Here is a 21,774-nt window from a genome sequence, read left to right as displayed (position 1 = left end):
GCGCTCCGAGAAGGAAGGTCTCCTATGACATCCGTCGACGAACCCCTGGCGCGAGCAGCCCGCGCCACCTCGCCAGTCTCTACCCGGGCCCGCGCTGTCCCTGTCTCTCCGCGTACCGGGCGACTCCATCCGCTGCCACTGGACGCCCTGGTGCTGCACGGCGGACTGTGGCGTCAGTACCAGTCCGTCAATGCCGACCGGACCTTCGACCACGTCATGCACTGGCTCGATCACGAGGGCTGGCTGTCGAACTTCGACCGCGTCGCCTCGGGTGAACCGATGGGCGACAGGCCTGGGTGGGTCTTCTCCGACTCCGAGGTCTACAAGGTCGCCGAAGCGATGGCCTGGGAGTACGCCCGCACTGGCGACAAGACCCTGCCCGTGCGGCTCGAGGCGCTCGCCACCCGGATCGCCGCGGCACAGGATCTGGACGGCTACCTCAACACCGCGTTCGGGCACGGGGAGCAGCGGCCTCGGTGGAGCGACCTGGCGGAAGGACACGAGCTCTACGTCGCCGGCCACCTCCTCCAGGCCGCCGTCGCACACGTGCGCACGATCGGGGAGGGCACGCTGGTGCGTGCTGCGGTGCGGGCCGCAGACCAGTTGTGCGAGGAGTTCGCGGACGGGGCACGTGAAGCCATCTGCGGACACCCGGAGATCGAGGTGGGACTGGTCGAGCTCGGCCGGGCGCTCGACGAGCCGCGCTACATCGACATGGCCCGTACGTTCGTGGACCGCCGTGGCCACGGCTCCCTGGGCGAGGGCAACTTCGGTCGTGCCTACTTTCAGGACGACACGCCCGTGTTGACGGCCGACGTGCTGCGGGGTCACGCCGTCCGAGCGCTCTATCTCTCGGCGGCTGCGATCGACCTCGCCGTCGACCAGTCCGACACCGAACTGCTCGACGCTGTGCAGCGCCAGTACGACCGCACCGTCTCCCGCAGGACCTACATCACGGGCGGCATGGGGTCGCGGCACCAGGACGAGGGGTTCGGCGAGGACTGGGAGCTCCCCAACGATCGTGCCTACTGCGAGACCTGCGCAGGGATCGGTTCGATCATGGTGGCCTGGCGCCTCCTCCTTGCGACCGGGGAGGTCAGATATGCCGACCTCATTGAACGCACGCTGTACAACGTGGTGGCAGCCTCGCCGTCCGACTCCGGGGACGCCTTCTTCTATGCCAACCCCCTCCATCAGCGCGTGGAGGGTGAGCCCGTGGACCCGGTGCGGGCCAATCCCCGGGCCGAGAGTTCCGACCGTGCCCCCTGGTTCGAGGTCTCCTGTTGCCCCACCAACCTCGCCCGCACGTTCGCCTCACTGAGTGCGTACTTCGCTACCGTCGACGAGCGTGGGGTGCAGTTGCACCAGTACGGCGACTACGTCCTGCGGACGCCGTGGCGCGGTGGCTCGTTGGCGCTGAGTGTCCGTACCGACTACCCGGATGACGGCACTGTCGTCGTCGTTGTCGAGGAGGCTCCCGAGACGCCGTGTGAGCTTCGGTTGCGGGTTCCTGAATGGTGCGAGGGAGCCACGTTCCGGGTGCGCGGAGCCGCGCCCGTGGACGTGAGCCCTGGCTGGGCCACCGCGGTGGGCCCGTGGAGCCCGGGGGACCGGGTGGAGCTGCATCTGCCGCTGCGGCCCCGTGTGATCGAGCCTGACCCCCGCATCGACTCGGTGCGAGGGTGCCTGGCCGTGCAGCATGGCCCGGACGTGCTGTGCTTGGAAGGCATCGACCTGCCGGCCGGCTGGTCCCTCGACGACGTGGCCGTAGACGACCCGTCCTCGGAACTCCGCGAGGGGATGCCGGCACGGGTGTCGCTCCGCTCGCGCTCTGCACTCGACGCCGCGTGGCCCTACCGTCCTCGGGTGCGTGGGGCGGCCGGTCGCCTCATCGCGGGTCGTGCGACGAGCTCAGGCGAGGGCGCGGTGTCGTCCAGCCCCGGGCCGTACCGCGAGACGCATCTGGGGCCCGCGGACCCTTCGGGTGGTGCCGAGGACCGTGTGCGGGTCGCACTGAGGCCCTATCGCGGATGGGGCAGGCGGGGACGGACCACCATGCGCATCTGGCTCCCGACGAGCTGAACCGTCTGCCGGATCACGGCGCTTGCTTCTCGATCGCCGCAGGTCATGCAAGGTTCTCGGCCAAATCCTTAGTAACCGCTTGATAGTAGATGTGATCGTGGTTACATTAAGCGAACCGATTCGACGAATCGTTTCGACTGCATCGAATCGGTTCGACAGTGAAGTCAGGCGAGCAGGACGCGGCGACCGAGCCGGCCCCGCCCGCAGGCCGACGGGCAACCGTCCGGCGAACTGAATACCGGCCAGAACGTTTACCCGGCCGAACGGCCGAACCGAACGGCCGTCCTTCGTCACCCTGACGCCCGCACAACAGGCAAGGCGCAACGGTGGTCCGGCCCGAGATCGGCCGACCAGGCGTGGCACAGAGCGGCCGGACCATCGGTCGCAGCTGCTCACAGGCTCACACGGCGCGCACGGGAACGCCGCGACAGTCGGCCAGCACAGCAAGGCCAACACCAGAAACGCGGACCACGGTCACCGATGGGACACCGGCGGTGACCGACACAGACACGGCTGAGGGGCACTCGGGTTCCTCACCGCCGACCCCACAAGGCGCCCACCGTCCACCCGGACAGCGCGGCAGCAGACAGAGACACCGGCCCCTGCCGGTCCCACGAGGAGGAACAATGAACACCAAGCGCACCCGTCGTACGGGCCTCGCCGCGACCGCCGTCCTGGCGATCGTCGGCCTGGCCGCGTGCGGTGGCGACGGCAGCGGGTCGGCCAACGGCGACTCGGGTGAGCCGCTGACCACCGTGAGCTTCTGGGATCCCTACCCCCAGTACGACGACAGCTCCGACTGGGCGAAGTACGTCGAGGGCTGCGCGCCGGAGGGCACCACCCTCGAGCGGACCACGGCACCCAACGGCGACCTGCTCAACAGCCTCACCAGCGCCGTCCGCGAGGACAACGCCCCGGACGTCGTGCTCCTCGACAACCCGGCCGTGCCGGACGCGGCCGCGTCCGGCCTCCTGGCCTCCTCCGACGACGTCGACTTCGAGATCGGTGACGCCGACGAGAACCTCGCCGGCCCCGGCCTCATCGACGGCAAGACCTATGGCGTCCCGATCGGAGCGAACACGCTCGGGTTGTACTACAACGCCGACGTGCTGAAGGCCGCCGGTGTCGACCCGGCTTCGATCACCGACTGGGCCAGCCTCAACGACGCGCTCGCCGCGGTCACCGACAACGGCAACTCCGGCATCACCTTCGCCGGTATCGCCGGCGAGGAGGGCACTTTCCAGTTCCTGCCCTGGTTCTGGGGTGCGGGCGCCTCCCTCACCGACCCGGGGTCGTCCGAGGCCGTCGAGGCCGGGCAGCTCCTGTCGGACTGGATCGGTGACGGCTATGCGCCGAAGTCGGCCATCAGCGACAACCAGTCCGCCTCCTGGGACCTGTTCTTGACCGGCGGCTACGGCTTCGCCGTGAACGGCTCCTGGTTCGCCAAGTCTGCCGCCGACCTGGATTTCGACGCCGTCATGATGCCCATCCCGGCCAAGGACGGCGGCGCCGCACCGGTCCCCACCGGCGGAGAGTTCGCGGTCGCGCCGATCCACCAGAGCAACGCGCAGGCCCGCTACGACGCGGCCAACGAGATCATCGACTGCCTCGTCGGCAACGGCAATCAGGTCGAGACCGACGACCAGCTGGGGTACTTCGCCGCCAACGGTGAGGAGCGCCAGACGCAGATCGACGCCGACGCCGTCTGGACCCCGTGGACCGACGCCATCAACAACGCCCAGGGCCGCACCAGCGACCTCGGCGCCGACTACACCGCCACCTCGGGTGCGCTCTCCGCAGCCGAGCAGGCCGCCCTCAACGCAGCCGGTGACGAGGACGCCGTCGCGCAGGCGTTCGAGGAGGCCGGCCAGTCCGTCGGCCAATGATCCATCATCTCGCCGGTCCGGCGGCCGCATCGGGCGCCGGACCGGCGTGAGACCCCCGAAAGATCGATCGAGACGGCCGCGAGGTCGAGAACCAGGAGAGGGTGACCAGCCATGGTCCACCAGACCGAGGACGTGCAAGGCCTCGTCCGGCGCCCGCCCGCGCCCGAGGCCCGCACAGCCGAGGCCGCCGGTAGCGACACGACGAGCCCGAAGCGGCCCCGTCGCCCACGGATCTCCCGTCCCACGCTGGCAGGGCTCGGCTTCATCGCTCCGCTCGCGGTCTACATGGTCCTCTTCTACCTGTACCCGCTCGTTGAGAACGTCTCGATGAGCCTGCACCGCTTCACCCGTGCCACCTACGTCACCGGTGAGGCGCCCTTCGTGGGCACTGACATCTACCGCGAGGTGATCGGCTCCGCCACCTTCGCGCCCACCATCGTCCAGACGGGTCTGTTCGTCGTCATCTCTCTGGTCTTCCAGTACACGATCGGCCTGACCCTGGCCGTGTTCTTCCAGCGCCACTTCCCCCTCTCGGGGGTCCTGCGAGGCCTCTTCCTGGTCCCCTGGCTGCTACCGATCATCGTCTCCGGCACGACCTGGCAGTGGATGATGGACGCCGACTCGGGAGTCATCAACGGTCTCCTCGGGGTCATCGGCATCGACTCGGTGTGGTGGCTCAACGCCGACAACGCCCTGTGGGCAGTCATCATCGCCAACATCTGGCTCGGTATCCCGTTCAATCTGGTCATCCTGTACTCCGGCCTGCAGAACATCCCGACTGACCTGTACGAGGCGGCGTCCGTGGACGGCGCCAGCCCCTGGCGCCAGTTCTGGTCGATCACTTTCCCGCTCCTGCGGCCCGTCACGGCCATCACCCTGCTCCTCGGCTTCGTCTACACGCTCAAGGTCGTCGACATCATCTGGATCATGACCACGGGCTCAGGGTCGTCGCAGACCCTCGCCACCTGGGCGTACTCGATGGCCTTCGGAAAGGGTTCCTCGGCCATCATCCGCTACTCCGAAGCCTCGGTGGTCGGCACCGTCCTGCTCCTCATCGCAGTCGCGATGGGATTCGTCTACCTCGCTGTCCAGCGCCGTCAGGAGGCCTGAGTCATGGCCATGCAGGCCCTGCCGGAATCGACCGGCACTACGCGAAGCTCGGCTCCCCGCCGGCTCGGTCGTCCCGGCCGCACCGGTGGTCCGACCAAGGCTGCGGCCGCTCGCCCGCGTGGGCGAGGTTTCTGGAAGACGGTCCTCGGGCTCGTCCTGACCGGCCTCATGCTGTTCCCGCTCTACTGGATGGTGAACGTCTCGCTCACTGAACGCAGCGCCATCCGTGAGGCCAGCTTCTACCCCCGCGCCTTCACCCTCGACAACTACCGGACCGTGCTCGGCGACCAGCTCCCCTACCTGGGGACCAGCGTGATCATCGGCTTGGGAACGGTCGTCCTCACGCTGATCATCTCTGCCCCCGCCGGATACGCACTGGGGAAACTGCTGACCCGTGGCAAGCGTGCGCTGAGCTTCCTGTTGATCGTTGCCCAGATGATCCCGGCTGTCGTCATGGCGCTGGGTTTCTACGCCGTCTACACCGACCTCGGCGTCCTGGACACGTTGCCGGGGCTGATACTGGCCGACTCGACCATCGCTGTCCCGTTCGCCGTGATGCTCTTCTCGGCCTTCATGAGCGGCATCCCCAAGGAGCTTCTCGAGGCAGCCCAGATCGACGGTGCGTCCCATACCAGGACGTTCTTCACCGTCGTCCTGCCCCTGTCCCGCAACGCTGCGGTCACGGTCGGCCTCTTCGCATTCCTGTGGGCTTGGTCGGACTTCCTGTTCACCTCGACCCTGAACAGGGGGGGAGGGGATCTCCGGCCGATCACCATGGGTCTCTACGACTACATCGGGTCGCAGAACCAGGAGTGGGGCCAGCTCATGGCGACCGCTGTGCTGGCGTCCATCCCGACCGCCGTCCTCCTCGTCGTGGCCCAACGTTTCGTCGCCGCGGGCCTCACCGCCGGCGCGGTCAAGGACTGACGCGTCGTGATCCCCACCAGCTGGGCAGCACGTACCCCTCAGCCCATGGATGCTTCGTGCATACGCTCCTCTCAGAAGCGGATCACGACGCGACCGGAAGCGAGCACGCTGCCGCCGTTGAATGTTCGACAGGTGCCCTTCTCTCATCGTGGATCGTGGACCAGCCTCTCCCCGGTCACCGGGACTTGCTCGATCTCCGACACCATCCACCTGGTGTCGCACGTGAACGGCATGCACGCCGTGCTCGCTCTCCGGCCGGAGGTCGCGGGTCGGTCCGTCGACCTGCGATGGGACGCCGACCCGGCCGAGTTCAGGTGGGTCTACCGCGATGAAGGTGGGCCTACGATCCGCGCCGCGTTCGCCGGCGCCGAGACGATCCGACTGCGCGGCGACGGTAAGACGGTGCTGCGGATCAGCGACGCCGCCGGCACCCTCACCCCGTTCACCGGTACCTATTTGTTCGACGACCCCGTCGACGACGCACCGGTGTTCACGTCCTACGAGACCGGACGCCGGTACCGGGTCACGCTCCTGGAGGGTTCCTGCGAGGTGACTGGTTCAGGTGTGCTCGGTGAGACGCCCCGGTCGGTCCTCCTGGGCGGGTGCGGCGGACCCTGGGAGGCATCCATCGAGGAACTCACGTCCCACCGTGCCCCGTACCGGGCGGAACGACCCTTCGACGATGTTGTGTCCGCCAGCGCCGCCGCGTTCGGGACCTACCTCGACACGATCGCCCCGTGGCGGGACGAAGGCACACCCGCTGTCGACCTGGCCGCCTACGTCCTCTGGTCGGCAACCGTGGCCCCCAGCGGCTACCTCACCCGCGAATCGGTCCTGATGTCGAAGCACTGGATGGACAAGGTGTGGAGCTGGGACCACTGCTTCAACGCGCTGGCGCTCGCACCCGGGCTGCCCGACGAAGCACTCGACCAGTTCCTGGTGCCGTTCGACCACCAGGACGGGAGCGGCGCCCTACCGGACTCCGTGACCCAGTCCGAAGTGCTCTACAACTACGTCAAACCACCGATCCACGGCTGGGCCCTAGCCAGACTGCGGGCCACGGCCGCCCGCACCCTGACCCACGAAGAGCTCAGCTCCCTGCACGACCGGCTCGCAGCGTGGACCAACTTCTGGCTGGAGCACCGCCGCGTCCCCGGGTGGCGGATACCCCACTACCAGCACGGCAACGACAGCGGTTGGGACAACTCCACGACGTTCGATCGCGAACGGGTAGTCGAGTCCCCGGACCTCGCGGCGTTCCTCGTCGTCCAGCTCGACGTCCTCGCCGGGCTCGCCGACGAACTCGGACGCCCGAGCGGCCAGTGGGCGCGGGAACGCGACGACATGCTCCGCGCCCTCACAGATGAGCTCTGGACAGGGGACGGGTTCGTCGCGCGTGGTGTGCGCGACGGTCGCGCCAGCAGCGGTTCGAGCCTGCTCAACACCCTGCCCCTGGTCCTGGGCGACCGGCTCCCCGTGGCCTCTCGGGACGTGCTCGTCACGGACGTGACCGAGCACCTCACACCGTGGGGGCTGGCCACGGAGCCCGTCGGGTCGCCGCTCTACGAGGACGACGGATACTGGCGCGGCCCCATCTGGGCGCCATCGACGGCGCTGGTCGAGGACGGACTCCGGCGTTGCGGGGAGAGCGATCTTGCCGACCAGGTGAGCGCACGCTTCCGACACCTCTGCGAGGCGTCCGGTTTCGCGGAGAACTTCAATGCGCGCACCGGAGAGGGACAGCGTGACCGCGCCTACACCTGGACAGCCGCGGTCTACCTGATGCTCGCAGCCGACCACCAGCGGCGAGAAGGCTCCGAGGTCCATCAACACCGGACGCGCGCTGCCACCCGGGACCGGGTGTAGGTCACCTCCGTCGGTCCGCAGCTGGCGCCGGGACGGGATGCTCGTTGACCAGGTGGCACGCGTTCGTAGCCGGCTGTCTATGACCTTCGATGTGAACGCTCACATAACGATCCCTGCCTCACCCGGGCAGTGCTCGAGCCACACCCGGACGGGACCCGATCGAAGCCCGAGCAAGCCCCCCAGAAGTACCCGAAGAGAAGTACCCACAGAAGAGAGAGCACCTGCAATGAGGAACCCTCCGATGTCCAACCGGCTGCCACGCCTGGCAGTAGTGGCCACGGTCGCAGCCGCCTCGATGGCACTGCCCACCGCGGCTCCCACTCAGGCCGCCGAGGCCACAGCCGCAGCCGCCTCCGTCCCCGACCCCGTCGTCCACTACGAGTTCAGCGACGACCCATCCACCGGAGTCATCGCCGACTCGAGCGGCAACGGCCTCAACGCGACCCTCCTCAACCCCGGCACCGCCACCTCGACTGGCGACGCCCTACGGTTCTCCGGCGGAGCACCTGCCTCGGGCACCTCCGTACGTCTTCCGGCCGGCGCGCTCGGCGGCGCCGCTGACATGACAGTGTCCATGCGCCTGACCTGGAACGACGACGAGCGCTCCTGGGAACGGCTCTTCGATCTGGGCAGCGGGACCAGCAGATCCTTGTTCGTCACCCCCCGCTCCGGCGACGGGAGCATGCGCAACGTCATCACGGTCAATGGGGCTGGCGGCGAGAGACGCGTGAACGCCTACGACTCACTTCCCGCGTCTCAGGAACACACCGTCACCGTCGTCCTCGACGCGACCGACGACACCATGACCCTGTACCTCGACGGTGCGCGCGTCGGCACGACCGCCACGACCATCACCGCACAGGAGCTTGCCGGAGGCAGCACCGCGGGCTGGATCGGGCGCTCCTTCTACCCGGACTCCCTCCTGCCCGCCACGGTCGACGACTTCGTCATCTACGACGCAGCACTCGACGCCGACCAGGTCGCTGCGCTGATCCCCGGTACCGTCCCGACTGCCACCACCCTGGTCGAGACCGAGTTCGAGCGCCGCACCACCATCGGCGTGGCTCCCCAGCTCCCCACCAGCGTCCGATCGGAGTTCACCGACTCCTTCGACCGTGACGTCCCCGTCGAGTGGGACGAGGTCACCCCTGACCAGTACGACCACCGGGGCGACTTCGTCGTCGACGGTACGGCCGGCGGCCAGCCCGTCACGACCACGGTCATCGTGACCCGCGAGGGCGAGATGACCATCGACCTCGGCTCCGACACCGGCGACTTCACCGGCGGAGCCGCCGGTAGCCTCTACGGCCTCTACGACGACGGCATGCCCACCGACAACCTCGTCGAGGGATTCGGTCTCCAAACCACCGCCACGAAGGCCCAGGACGGCGGTCAGCACCCCGGGTCGGACGCCCTGGAGATCCTCGAGCCACTGGCCCGCACCACCGGCGGCAAGGTCTACATCCGACCCACTGACTACTACCGAGGCTTCCCCTACCAGTGGCCAGGCAACACTCCGCAGGAGAAGCTCGACGACTACTTCTCCAAGCTGCAGATACAGCTGGACCAGATCGACGCATTGCTCGCCACCAAGCCCGACCTCGTCGACAGCATCGTCATCGAGCCGTTCAACGAGCCCGAGGGCAACATGTTCGGCACCGGCCAGTGGAGCCTGAACGGCGTCAGCTGGCTCAATGACCCGACTGACTACTTCGCTGCGTGGGACAAGGCCTACCGGATGATCCGGGAGCACAACCCCGACATCCCGATCGCGGGCCCCAACACCAGCGTCCTGTTCAACCAGGTGCGCGGCTTCCTCGTCCACACCAAGGAGCAGGGCACGGTCCCCGACATCGTCACGTGGCACGAACTGAGCGACCCCGCGTCCGTCCGACGCAACATCGACCGGTTCCGTGGCTGGGAGGACGACGTCCTCGGCACCGAATCCGACCTGCCCATCAACATCGACGAGTACGCGTTCAACTACCACACGTCGGTCCCCGGCCAGATGATCCAATGGATCTCCGCGCTGGAGGAGAAGAAGGCCGACGGCATGATCGCCTTCTGGAACTTGAACGGCAACCTCACCGACTCGGCCGTGAAGACCAATCGCGGCAACGGCCAGTGGTGGCTCTACAACGCCTACACCCGCATGACCGGGCACACCGTCTCGGTCTCACCGCCGCAGCCGGACGTCAGCTACACGCTGCAGGGCACCGCGACGTACGACTCGGACCGCACCATGGCCAAGGCCATCATCGGCGGCAAGTCCGGCGACGCTTTCGTCGCCTTCGACAACGTCCCCGACGCCCTGGGCGGACAGGTCCGCGCCAACATCGAGGAGATCCCGTGGACCGGGCAGCTCGGTGACTCCACGCAGCCCCGTCACGTGGCCGACATCGTCCTCCCGGTCCAGGGCGGCTCCGTGTCCCTCGACTTCGGCGGCGACCTGCCCGATCTCGTGGAGTCCTCCGCCTACCAGATCACGCTGACCCCCGTGGGAGCGTCGCCCACCACGGAGGTCGCCCCGACCACCTGGCAGCAGACCTACGAGGCAGAGGACGCCGGGCACACCGGGAGCGGATGGTCCAACAACGGCCCCGAGGGCAATCCGAACAACGTCGGCGGGTTCTACACCTCCAATTTCCGCAACGTCGGCGGTCTGCGCACCGACTCGGACGTCAAGCTCAACTTCAGCGTCGACGTGCCCGAGGATGGCACCTACGACCTGCAGCTGTTCACGAGCACCCTGAACACGTTCTTCCGCGTCGCCGACAGCGGTCCGACCAACGTGTTCCTGTCCGTGGACGGTGACCAGGAGCAGGAGCTGTTCCTCCCCCTGGGCTACAAGTGGGTCGTGTGGGACCACACGGACACCACCGTCGACCTGACGGCCGGCGACCACACCATCACCGTCGCCGCTCAGAGCCTGGACGGAACGAAGAGCACCGTGGGCGACGCCATCGTCGACCGGATGGTCCTGTCCAAGGCGGACCCCTCCGCGACGAGCTCGGTCTACGAGGCTGAGTATGCCCAGCTCGACGGCGCCACAGCCTTCTACGGCGGCGACGGCTCGGTCTCCGGACCCGGTGGCGCCACCCTGGACGAGGGCAAGGACGTCACGTTCTGGGTCTACTCCAAGGACGACGCGCCGGCGAAGGTCCTGGTCGACAGCGCCGGCGGCACGCCGACGCTGCAGGTCAACGGCCGCCCTGTCCTGCTCAACAAGCGCACCGGCACGGTCACCTTGTCCGGTGGCGTGAACAAGGTCGTCGTCTCCGGGACCGCAGTGGCACTGGACCGGATCGTCGTCACCCCTGACTCCACCGTCCTCCCCGGGACGACGTACCAGGCGGAGAGCGCCACCCTGGCCGGCGACACGGAGGTCGTCGACCTCTCGCTCGCCGCGGGGGGCAAGGCCGTGGACCAGATCGGCGGAGCGCCGGGCAACGGAAACACGGTCACCTTCGACGTGCGCGCGGCCAAGGCAGGCCCTCACGCGGTGACCATTCGATTCTCCAACCCGGAGCAGGTGCCGGCGACTCACTACAACCCGAACCCGGTCGCGCGTCACGCCGACATCTCGGTCAACGGGGAGCTGGTGGCTCCGGGCACCATGTTCGTGCCGACGTTCCACGAGAACCAGTTCTGGGAGCGGACCGTGGTCCTCGACCTCGCGAAGGGCGCAAACGCCATCGAGTTCCGTTCCGAGGAGGAGCCCAACTGGGACCAGGAGACCTACGCCTCGAACGTGTGGGGCCCGGGCTGGCCCGGTCTGGTGCTCCGTGACGACATGGCACCAGTCCTGGACCAGATCGTGGTGCGACCGTTCGCGGCCCAGGTGAAGGCACTCGCCCCGACCCTGACCGCTCGGGAACGGCCCTCCATCTCCGGGGTCGCCCGGGTCGGCGGTCGGCTCCGTGCGAACCCGGGTACGTGGGGCCGTGGAGTCGAGTTCACCTACCGTTGGTTGCGTAACGGCGACCCGATCCGCAAGGCCGTGGGACGTGTCTACCGCCCCACGGTCCGCGACAAGGGCGACCGTATCCGCGTGCGGGTGACCGGCCTGCGGACGCGGGACGGCGCCAAGGGCACGGCGACCTCCAAGCCGGTCCGCATCAAGTCCGCTCGGTCGCGTCACAGCCGCTGAATCGCACGGTCCCGGGGCCCGGCTGGTCGGGCCCCGGGACCGCTGGGGCAGCGAAGGTGGCCGCCGCGAGGCCCACGGCGAGCCAAGGCAAGGATGGGAGCCTTCCGCGGTGTTCGTGACCAGATCGCCAGCGCACGGTTGATGCCGGCGACGACTTCGGACGCGCTGCTCGTGAGCGTCTCATCGCCGCTTCATCCCTGCCCCGCCAAGCTGTTGCCGGCTGGGCGTGCACGCACGCACCACACGCGGAGCGGGGGCGAGCTACTTCATCGGGCTCGAACGCCCTGGCTGATGTGCCCGTGGCGAGGAAGGCTCGCGCGGCCGTCACAGAGCCTGATCATCATGGTTGGATCGCGGTGACTCGTGTCTGTTGCTCAGGCCCTCGATCATCAGCGTGAGCCCGTAGCGGAATTCCTCCACCAGGTCGATCGAGCCCGGGGGTCGGGCCGTGCTCCCTCGCGCGGTAGTGGGGTCCACGCTGCTCGCGGCGCCGCCTGGACCGGCGAGAGACGCCTGTCGCGGAACCTGCATGCCGAACCCGAGGACGTGCCTGGCCAAGGTGGCGTACGTGAGAAGAGCTTCGTCCGGCTCGAAGCCACGCTGCTGGAGGACCTCGAGCGTGCGCTCACGGAGTCCGACTGCGTGGGGGCCGGACGGGAAGTCTGCCAGGAGCAGTGGGGCGACGTTCCTGTGCGCCTGCAGCGTTGCAAACATGGCTTCGGCGACGTGTCGCAGACTGACGTCCCACGTGGCCTGCGTCAGGAGGGTCTCGTCGAGCTCCACCTCTCCAAAGACCTGGTCGACCACCGCGCGGATGAGCGCTGCGCGATCGGAGAAGTGCCGGTACAAGGTCGCTGTGCTCCCTTTGAGTCGAGCAGCGAGGGACCGCAGGGTCAGGGCCTCTGCGCCCTCTTCATCGACGATCCGCAGCGCGGCCGAGACGATCCGCTCCAGGGGTACCGGGGGGCGGCCAGGCCCTCTGTCAGAGGTCGAGCGCGCATCAGGAGAGGCAGTCGGCATCTCGTCAGTATGCCGCCCGGGCTTGGCCGGCTGGCCAGCCATGCCAATAAGGGATACAGTGTGGTCATTATTGGCGCCGGTGGTGAGCGGGCCTCGCCGGCATGCCCACTCGTCGGCCCGCACGTGTCGGAGGTGTGACCCATGTCCACCCATTCCTCCACTTCTGTGCTCGTCGTGGGCGCTGGTCCGGCGGGGCTGACTCTCGCCTGCGACCTGCGCCGCCGTGGCGTCGATGTCCGCATCATCAGCGCGGCTACCGGGGTCTTCCCGGGGTCCCGTGCCAAGGGGGTGCAACCGCGCACTCTGGAAGTTCTCGACGACCTGGCCGTACTGGAAGATGTCGCTGCCCATGCCACGACCTACCCCAAGCTCGGAATACATCTCGGCCCCGCGGTCATCAAGCGCAGGATGATCTCGCTGCACCAGGCCACGGAAGACGTCCCGTATCCCAACACTCTTCTGTCCGGTCAGTACGACACGGACGCCGCACTTCTCCGGCGGCTCGAGCAGCTCGGCGGTTCCGTCGAGTTCGAGACTCGTCTCACCGGCCTCGCCCAGACCGACGGTGCTGTCACGGGGACCCTGGAAGGGCCCGGCGGAGTCGAGCAGTGCTCAGCTGACTACCTCGTCGGCGCCGATGGTGGCTCGAGCGCGGTCCGCAGGGCGGCAGCCATACCGTTCGAGGGGACGACGGACGAGACCGACCGGATGATCGTGGCAGACCTGGTGATGTCCGGGCTCTCCCGAGACCTCTGGCACATCTGGCCGGGGCTCAACGGTCACTTCATGGCGCTGTGTCCGATGCCTGGTGGTGAGCTCTTCCAGCTGATGCTCAAGCTCAAGCCCGGTGAGCCCGCTGAGATGACCTCGGATGCGCTCACGAGGGCCGTCCGCGCTCGCCCGGGCACCCGCTCGGTGGAGATCGCGGAGGTCCGATGGTCGTCCGTGTGGCGGCCCAACGTCCGGCTGGCCCAGCGCTACCGCAGTGAGCGGGTCTTCCTGATCGGCGACGCCGCCCACGTCCATCCGCCCACCGGGGCTCAGGGCCTCAACACGGGGGTGCAGGACGCCTACAACCTCGGCTGGAAGCTCGCGCAGGTCATTGCCGGTGCGCCTGATGGTCTGCTCGACAGCTACGAGGCTGAGCGGCAGCCGGTGGCGGCCGGCGTGCTCGGGCTGGCCGTCAGGCTCTACGACGACACGCGCGCGCGCCCGGCGGCGGCATTGAAGCGAGGCGACGAGGAACGGCAGCTCTCCCTCACCTACCGTGGTGGACCGCTCGCGCTGGACGTGAGCACCGACAGCCCCGGCGTGCGACCGGGCGACCGAGCGCCGAATGTCAGCTGGGTCGATCCGAGCGACGGCCCCCAGCGTCTCATCGATCACCTGCGCGGTCCGCACTTCACCCTCCTCGCGCTCGGCGGGGCGGCGGTCGAGGCGGTCGGGCAAGTCGCCTGGCCGGACGCTGGCGCGCGACTGCACACCATCTCGCTCACTGGTGCTTCGGCTCAGCATGTGGCCACTGCCTACGGAGTCACCTTGCCGACCCAGGTGCTGATCAGGCCGGACGGCTACGTCGCACAGGTGGCCCACGAGAACTTTGCTGATGCAGTGAACCGATTCATCTCGCTGAGCGCGCCCCGATGATGCGCCCAGCGGCCCAGCAGCTGGGTAGGGGGCAGGCGGTGGCCGGCGCGGCACGTCGACGCAAGCCGAGTGCTCAGACGTAGCACCTCCGCCGCGTCAGATGCTTGAGGCATCGGGGCGGGGCGTCCTGACACACTGTGGTCCGTGAGTGAGGAAGCCCCTTCGCGCAAACGCGGGCACAAGCTTGAGGCGGCCATCCTCGAGGCGGCCTGGGCCGAGCTGTCCGAGTCGGGCTGGCGGGGGTTCACGATCGAGGGCGTCGCCAAGCGGGCGCGGACCGGCAAGGCCTCGATATATGCCCGCTGGCCGACCAAGGCCCTTCTGGTCCATGCGTCCGCGCAGATGGTCGGATCACGGCTGCCCCGCCCAATCCCTTCGACGGGACACCTCGCCGAGGATCTCGCGGCGACTCTGACAGCGGCTGCCGAATACCTGAGCGGCCCGTTCGCTGAAGCACTCCATGCCATCACCGAGGCCCTTCGGGTGGACCCCACGGCCCCCGCGATCGACGCGGCCACCGAGGAGATCCGCATCGTTGCCGACATCATCCGCGCTGCTCAGGCCGCTGGCGAGCTGGGTTCGGGCGCCGTCCCACGATCAGTGGCTCACTGCGGTTTCGCGCTGTTGAACTACCACCTGATGACTCGTCGAACCCCGCCGGACCCCGATGAGATCGAGTCGATCGCACGCGACGTCTGGGCTCCGGCGATCCGCGCCAGCCTGCCCTGTGCTGACTGACGGCGGCCTGGGTGGCCGGGCTGCTCTGGCTGCACCCCAATAGAGGTCGCCGCGTTCTCTATTGACGTCGTGTGACCCCCGTCATACAGTGCTGCCCACCCGCTGAAAGGTTTCAATATCTGGGGCGGGCCCGCGTGGACCGAGCCCTGTCCACGACTTCGCCTCCGGTCCATCGACCGCCGCTTGCCAGGGAGTCGCGTGATGCACTCATTCCCCCTCAGAACCAGACTTCGAGCCACGCTCGCTGCTGCAACCATGGCGTCCGTCGTCATGGGGCTGGCCCCGATCGCCCCGAGCCTCGCGACAGAGCCACAGGAGCAACCTGCCCGAGCAGCAGGTTCGACGGTGGACTGGCGCGAGTACGTCCTGGGGCCAGACCACAAGCTCGTTGCACCGGTAGCGGTCACCTTGCTCTCCGGTGATGTCACCAACCTCCCCGCACTGACCGGCGCGGGCGGAGCAGCCACCTTCACTGTCGAGGAGGGGGGCGAGCCGGCCTCGGTCCTCATCGACTACGGGAAGGAAATTGCCGGCACGCCTTTCCTTGATTTCGCTGAAGGTGACGACAGCGCCGCGCCGGACATCTACACGGCCTTCAGCGAGACCCGCGACAACTTCTACGGACAGGCGCTGAGCAAGACGTCGGCGCCGGCAAGTAGCGGCGATTCTGTGATCGAGGTGACTGGCCCGGCTCTCTTCCGCGTTGGCGACACCATCCACTTCTACCCTGCGGGTGGCCAGAACGTCGTCACGGCCATCGACGGGGACGTGCTGACCCTCGAGAATCCGCTGGCGGCCGATCTCGGCACCGGGGTCTACGTCGTGGCGCTGACGAGTCGCCTGTCCGGTGACAGCACCACGTCGGCCGGCTACCCCAGAGTGCTCAGAATGGCCGTCTCGAGCGGAGCTCGGGCATTCGGATCGTTCGAGGGTGGCCAGCGCTATCAGGTCATTGAGCTGCAGGACCCGGGCTCGGTGAGCATCACTGGTGTCGGGACCAGGTTCGAGGCCTATCGCGCCACGGCTGCCAAGTACGAGGGCTACTTCCTGTCGAGCTCTCGGAAGCTCAACAAGATCTGGTACAGCGGGGCCTACACCCTGCAGACCAGCATGCAGCCGGCCGGGAAGGGGGCCCACCCGGAAACCGTGCCGGTCGTGCTGGACGGAGCCAAGCGCGACCGCGCACTCTGGGCAGGTGACCTGGCGATCGAAGGTCCTGGCATCCTCGCCACCCTCGGTTCCAACGGCCAGGAGTATGTGCGACAGACACTCCTGAAATTTCTGCGCACGACCAGCGCAGGCGCGGGCATCAATGGCCAGAACGCCCGCTCCGGGGCGATGGAGCCGTACTCGAACAGCTACTCCCATTGGGCAGCCATCGCCGCGGTGGACTACGTCAAGAGGTCCGGGGACATGCGCTTCGCCCGTCGGTTCCTTCCGGTTCTTCAGGGTCAGCTCGCGTTCGACCAGACCCTCACCCGCAAGAATGGCCTCGTCGCCACGAGCGACGACTCGTGGGATGTGGCCGGCGGATACGACTGGAATCCCTACGACGGTGCGAAAAGTGGGGTGGTGACGTCCTTCAACCTGTTGTACTTCGAGGCATTGCGGCAGACCGCCTATCTGGAGCAGCGGCTTGGTGACGTTGCGGCGGCCGAAGCCCACCTGGCCACGGCCTCGAAGGTCAAGCGCTCGATCAACCGAAGCCTCTTCAACACGTCCACGGGCGTGTACGACAATTCCGCGAGCGATCGGGGCACCGTCGCTCAGGACGCCAACTCGCTCGCAGTCCTCTTCGGAGTCGTGCCTCCGACGAAGCTCGCAGGGGTGCTCGCCTCGCTGAAGGGATTGTGGGGTCCCTATGGATCTGCGCCCTACTCGGACGCCGCCCACAGCACGTTGATCAGCCCCTTCATCAGCGCCTTCACCTCTGCGGCCCTGTTCGAGCAGGGCGATGTCGCCGCGGCCAAGGACTTGGTGAAGCGCACCTGGGGGCCGATGACTGAGGCTCGCAATCCGAGCTACACCGGCACGTTCTGGGAGAACGTGGCGTCGGACGGCACGGTTGCCGACGCCTCGACAAGTCTGTCCCATGGGTGGTCGGCGGGTGCCACGGCAGTCCTGAGCGACTACGTGCTCGGGGTCAAGGCGATCGAGCCCGGCTACCGCACGTTCGAGGTCGATCCCGCGTTCGAGACCGTGCAGTGGGCGCGAGGCGCGGTGCCGACGCCGCGTGGTGCGATCACGGTTCGGTGGCAAGCCGTCGGGGCCGGCCACGAGCTCCGAGTCCGGGTGCCTGCGCACAGCACGGCAAGGGTCAGGACCGATGGCCGACGATGGGTCACCGTCAAGGGCGGACCCGCCGGCGTGAGCCGGGTGTTCGTCATCAACTGAGCGACGTCGTGCAAGACCTGTTCGGCCGGCCGACGAAAATGGACGGTCGGGACAGGGCACGCACGCTGCCGACAAGCAAGACAGACCCACCCAGGCAGAGTCGCAAACGATCCCGGGCTGGGACGCCGCACCGCGTCGAGTGCAGCGTCTCGGCCCGGGATCACCTGCGTCAGACGAGTCATGCGACAGGAAGATCCCAGCGTCTCGGCGCGTGCCGACGACGTTCGGGTCGAGGCCGATGCCTCCTCACGCCAGACTTCGGGTCAGACCGCGACGGGGCGCCGTGGGTGTGTCCATCGCACGGCCAGCAGCGCGGCGGCGCCGAGTGCGAGCAGGAGTGCGACGCGCTCGGGGCTGGCGAGCAGGACAGCGACGACGGGCTCGAGCGGATTCCCGGTCGTGAGGCCACGTTCGATGGCCCAGGACGCGGCGACGACACCGATGCACCCGGCGAGCACGGTCGTGGCCACGCGGGAGCGGGCCAGCACCAGGAGAGGTGCGAGCACGAGGACGAGGGCGAGGACCTGGGCGGCCTCGAGACCGAGGTTGAACCCGAGGAGCGGCAGGACGAGGTCGGAACCCCGCAGCGACAGCTCACCGAGCGCGCCGGCGAACCCGAGGCCGTGGACGAGGCCGAAGACGGCCGTGAGGCCGAGCTCCCAGCGCCACGACAGCCGCGGGCGAGCCGCGTGCACGGCGGTGACGAGGATGGTCAGCGCGATCGCTGTCTCGACCCACCGGCTCGGCAGGTCGACGAGACCGGTGGCGGCCAGGGCAAGGCTGATCGAGTGGCCGACGGTGAAGGTCGCCGTGAGCAGGACGAGGCGTCGGACGGTCGTTCGCCATCCTGCCTTCACGGCTCCGGTTCCTGCGTCCGAGGCCTGGACCGACAGCGACCGTCGGGCCACGCCCAGGGCCAGCAGGCACAGGAGGAGCAGGTGGTCGGCACCGGAGCGGAAGTGCTCGAACCCGATCGCGAGCATCTCGCGGACCGTGCTGAGCGACGAGGCGGTGGGCTCCGCGGCCCCGGACGGGAGAGTGACGGTGAGGGACGTGCTCGGCTCGGCCTGGGTGAGGGTGGCGACCAGGGAGGTCTCGCCGTCGGTGCCCACGGCGCCGACGTAGACCTGGTGCGTCACGATGACGTCGGTGACCAGGCCCCACGTCAGTGCGAGGTCCGTGAGCTCGGTGCCGGTCGCGGTGTTCGCGGGCACGGCGCGCAGGACGACGCGGGCAGCGTCCACGCCCTCGACGGAGCCGGCGGTGACCCGCTGCACCGAGAGGGTCCATGCGGTGCCATCGGCGGCGGTGAGGGAGACCTTGCTCAGCAGCAGGTCGGTGATGGAGTCGGCGTCGGCGGTGACCGCGGCGTCGACTCCGTCGTCGGCAGCGTCCTGGGCGAAGGAGGTGCCATAGGCAAGGTCGAGACGGTCGAGCGGGACGCGGGCCACGAGGGTGACGACGGGGGACTCCGCGGTGGCGTCGGCGCCGAGCCGGGTGACCACGAGCGTAGGGGAGGCGCCGTGCGCGCTCGCCGGGACGGCCAGACCGACCAGCGCGAGCGCGGCGGCCGCGAGGCCGGCGGCCATCAAGGCCACCGACCTCGCGCACCGCTCCAGAGCCCCGGTGTCGGGAATGGTCACGACGACGTGCCCGTCCCGTAGTCGAGCTCCTTGTCGCGGTAGATCGTGTGCAGGTGGATGCCGGACTCGCCGGGGTTGTCCACGTTGGCCCACTCGATCCAGACCCGGGGACCGTCGATGCGCAGGTAGGAGCCGGTGGTGTCCTGGTCGACCTGGCCCGACCACGACACGTAGGTGTCCTCCAGCTGGGACTCGTAGAGGTCCAGCAGCGGCTGCGCGAGATCCTCGTCGTAGTCGTCCACGTAGCCCTCGATGACCGACCAGACGAGCTCCTGCTCCTCCTCGGTCAGGTCGCCGTAGGCCACGCCCTCGGTGTCGGGGTAGTCGGTGTCCGACTGCGGGCCCATGACCAGCTGGTCGTAGGTGCCACTGAGCTCGGCGGCCGCCAGGGTGTCGTCGTCCATCGAGGTGAACAGGGCGAAGAAGTCGTCCGCGAGGTCGCCCATCGCCTCGACGCTCTCGCCGTCCTCGTTGGTGTACTCGATCGGCTGGACGCCCTTGAAGTACGGCGTCACCGAGAGGGCGCCGTCGCCGACAGTGACCATGATGCCGAGGTGGTGGCCGCCGAACTGGATGGCCCAGGCGTCGTCGGTGGACGGGTCGCCGTAGAAGGCGATGTGGTAATTGGCGGTGCCGTAGGTGGTGTCGTCCTCGCCGGAGGACAGCGTCTCCTCGGAGCCCTGCTGGGCGGTGAAGTACTCCAGGCCCTGGTCGGAGAGCACGGTCTCGAGGATCGCCATCACGGCTTCCTGCTGGGCGTCGGAGAGGTCGCCCATCCGCAGGCCCACGCGCCCGCTGAAGAGGCCGTCGGGGAAGTTGGACCAGCTGCACTCCTTGGTGGAGAGGTCGGCGAAGTCCTGGGTGACCTCGGTGACCTGGTCGTCGTCCAGCAGAGCGATCAGCGCGTTGGCGGCATCGACCGCCTCGGCGGTGACCTCGGTGGTGTCGGCGTCCGGGGTGGAGGCGGAGATGGTGTCGGTGTCGTCGGCCTCGCAGGTGGTGCTGCCACCCATGCCGCCGCCGTCACCGGGAGCCTCGCCGTCGCCCGGGCCGCCCGAGGGCATGCCATCAGCCGAGGCCGAGGTCGAGTCGCTCGCGGTGCTGTCGTCGTCCGACCCGCAAGCGGTGAGGCCGGCGAGGCCCAGGGTGGTGACGGTCGCGCCGACGGCGAGCCGCACGGCGAGGCTTGCACGCCGGGTGCGGCGCGCCGGCGCGATGAACGTGTTGGCCATGGAAGGGGTCTCCTGGTCAGAGTGGGTCGAGGCCCGGACGTGCCGGGTCGACGGCCCCGCGTTCTGGGGATGGCGCGACGGTGACGGACGTTCTTGTGCGAATCCTGTGGGCCCTCCGTGCGAGGCTCATGACGCCAGCTGGCCGCAGGCCTGCCACAGGCTGGTTCTCGCAGCGGGGCACGGTCGGGTCCCACGTCCGCCCGAGCGAGGCACGCGCCTCCGGCTCAGTGCCGTGGACGGCTGCCTCAGGTCCGGAGGAGTGCGGAGTGGAGCTGGTAGCGGCTGGCTGCGTAGAGGTGGTGGCCGACCTCGATGGCGCGTCCGCGGTCGTCGTAGGTGACCTGGTCGACCGTGAGCAGTGCGCTGCTGGGCTCCTGCAGGGTGTCGGCTTCCTCGGGTGTGGCTCGGCGTGCGCCGACGGTCTGGTTGGCGATGTGGGGGTTGACCGCCTTGGCGCGCAGGAGCCGGTAGAGGCTGGTCGTCTCGATCTCGGTGCTGGTGATCGGAGCCAGCTCTTCGGGTAGGTGGTTCGTCATCAGAGCGATGGGGACGTCGTCGGCGAGTCGGAGGCGGACGATGCGCAGGACGGGGCTTGCCGGGCGGACCTCGAGCAGGTCGGCCACCCGGTCGGTGGCGGGGGTCAGGCCGAGGTCGAGGACCTGTGTGGTCGGGTGGAGCCCGGCGCGCTCGAGGTCCTCGTGCAGGCTGGCGAGCTCGATGGAGCGGGACACGCGTGGGGGCAGGACCCGGGTGCCGATGCCTCGGCGTCGGACGACAAGCGCGGTGTCGACCAGCCGCTGCATGGCGCGTCGGATGGTCGGTCGGGAGACCCCGAGCATCTCTACCAGGGTCGGCTCGCTGGGCAGCAGGGTTCCTGGCGCGAGGTCACCGGAGGCGATGGCCTGCTGCAGGTGGGTGGCGAGCTGGTGGTGGATGGGGACGGGTGTGAGCCGATCGGGTACGAAGCCGGTGAGCACCGTCCGGGCTGGGCCGTCGGTCTCAGTGCTCGGTTCGGCCGGCCTGGCTCGGGGCATCTGTCTCGTCTTCGTCGCACTCGTGCAGCTTCGCCGCCTTGCCCC

At 68.6% G+C, this 21,774-nt stretch carries 13 protein-coding genes and 1 pseudogene; 10 read left to right on the top strand and 4 right to left on the bottom strand.

Going from position 1 to position 21,774, the window contains the following annotated elements; genetic code table 11:
• Positions 1-24: 24 nt before the first annotated feature.
• From M8316_RS21325 to M8316_RS16090, 7 genes and pseudogenes are all read left to right on the top strand, one after another.
• Positions 25-1,311 (top strand): annotated as a pseudogene (locus M8316_RS21325) (glycoside hydrolase family 127 protein); the annotation flags it as partial.
• A gap of 99 nt (positions 1,312-1,410) precedes the next feature.
• Positions 1,411-2,082, top strand: a complete 672-nt coding sequence (locus tag M8316_RS21320) for a glycoside hydrolase family 127 protein (RefSeq protein WP_372490223.1) — start codon at positions 1,411-1,413, stop codon at positions 2,080-2,082.
• A 626-nt stretch (positions 2,083-2,708) separates the two neighbouring features.
• Entirely contained in the window at positions 2,709-3,968 is a 1,260-nt protein-coding gene (locus M8316_RS16110; protein WP_250056230.1) for a sugar ABC transporter substrate-binding protein, read from the top strand.
• A gap of 111 nt (positions 3,969-4,079) precedes the next feature.
• The gene (locus M8316_RS16105; RefSeq protein WP_250056228.1) at positions 4,080-5,078 is read left to right on the top strand and encodes a carbohydrate ABC transporter permease; all 999 of its coding nucleotides are present in this window, start codon (positions 4,080-4,082) and stop codon (positions 5,076-5,078) included.
• A gap of 3 nt (positions 5,079-5,081) precedes the next feature.
• Entirely contained in the window at positions 5,082-6,005 is a 924-nt protein-coding gene (locus tag M8316_RS16100) for a carbohydrate ABC transporter permease (protein ID WP_250056226.1), read from the top strand.
• A gap of 213 nt (positions 6,006-6,218) precedes the next feature.
• Positions 6,219-7,871: an amylo-alpha-1,6-glucosidase gene (locus M8316_RS16095; RefSeq protein ID WP_250056224.1), complete on the top strand. Its 1,653-nt coding sequence runs from the start codon at positions 6,219-6,221 to the stop codon at positions 7,869-7,871.
• 295 nt (positions 7,872-8,166) lie between these two features.
• On the top strand, positions 8,167-12,021 hold the full coding sequence (locus M8316_RS16090; protein WP_250056222.1) for a LamG-like jellyroll fold domain-containing protein: 3,855 nt from the start codon (positions 8,167-8,169) through the stop codon (positions 12,019-12,021).
• A 324-nt stretch (positions 12,022-12,345) separates the two neighbouring features.
• Here M8316_RS16090 and M8316_RS16085 read toward each other — a convergent pair whose 3' ends face one another.
• Positions 12,346-13,041 carry a TetR/AcrR family transcriptional regulator gene (locus M8316_RS16085; RefSeq protein ID WP_250056220.1) on the bottom strand — a complete coding sequence of 232 codons (696 nt, stop codon included), beginning with the start codon at positions 13,039-13,041 and terminating at the stop codon, positions 12,346-12,348.
• A 141-nt stretch (positions 13,042-13,182) separates the two neighbouring features.
• Between M8316_RS16085 and M8316_RS16080 the strand changes: the two genes are divergently transcribed.
• The 3 genes from M8316_RS16080 to M8316_RS16070 all read left to right on the top strand — a co-directional run bounded on the left by M8316_RS16080 (position 13,183) and on the right by M8316_RS16070 (position 17,820).
• Complete coding sequence (locus M8316_RS16080; protein WP_250056218.1) at positions 13,183-14,688, top strand: FAD-dependent monooxygenase; 1,506 nt, start codon at positions 13,183-13,185, stop codon at positions 14,686-14,688.
• Positions 14,689-14,832: 144 nt separating this feature from the next.
• Positions 14,833-15,426, top strand: a complete 594-nt coding sequence (locus tag M8316_RS16075) for a TetR/AcrR family transcriptional regulator (RefSeq protein ID WP_250056216.1) — start codon at positions 14,833-14,835, stop codon at positions 15,424-15,426.
• 345 nt (positions 15,427-15,771) lie between these two features.
• The gene (locus M8316_RS16070; protein ID WP_250056214.1) at positions 15,772-17,820 is read left to right on the top strand and encodes an alpha-L-rhamnosidase C-terminal domain-containing protein; all 2,049 of its coding nucleotides are present in this window, start codon (positions 15,772-15,774) and stop codon (positions 17,818-17,820) included.
• 263 nt (positions 17,821-18,083) lie between these two features.
• Here M8316_RS16070 and M8316_RS16065 read toward each other — a convergent pair whose 3' ends face one another.
• From M8316_RS16065 to M8316_RS16055, 3 genes are all read right to left on the bottom strand, one after another.
• A complete protein-coding gene (locus tag M8316_RS16065; RefSeq protein ID WP_250056212.1) occupies positions 18,084-19,409 on the bottom strand; it encodes a HupE/UreJ family protein in 1,326 nt (441 codons plus the stop codon).
• Between the two features lie 50 nt (positions 19,410-19,459).
• Positions 19,460-20,695 carry a DUF3500 domain-containing protein gene (locus tag M8316_RS16060; protein WP_250056209.1) on the bottom strand — a complete coding sequence of 412 codons (1,236 nt, stop codon included), beginning with the start codon at positions 20,693-20,695 and terminating at the stop codon, positions 19,460-19,462.
• 245 nt (positions 20,696-20,940) lie between these two features.
• A complete protein-coding gene (locus M8316_RS16055; protein WP_250056207.1) occupies positions 20,941-21,729 on the bottom strand; it encodes a GntR family transcriptional regulator in 789 nt (262 codons plus the stop codon).
• Between the last annotated feature and the right edge of the window lie 45 nt (positions 21,730-21,774).

It is taken from the genome of Nocardioides bruguierae (genome assembly GCF_023554635.1).
GTDB classification, from domain to species: Bacteria; Actinomycetota; Actinomycetes; order Propionibacteriales; family Nocardioidaceae; genus Nocardioides; species Nocardioides bruguierae.
The sequence above is the reverse complement of the archived record's forward strand: the minus strand, read 5'-3'. Positions and strand labels throughout refer to the sequence as shown.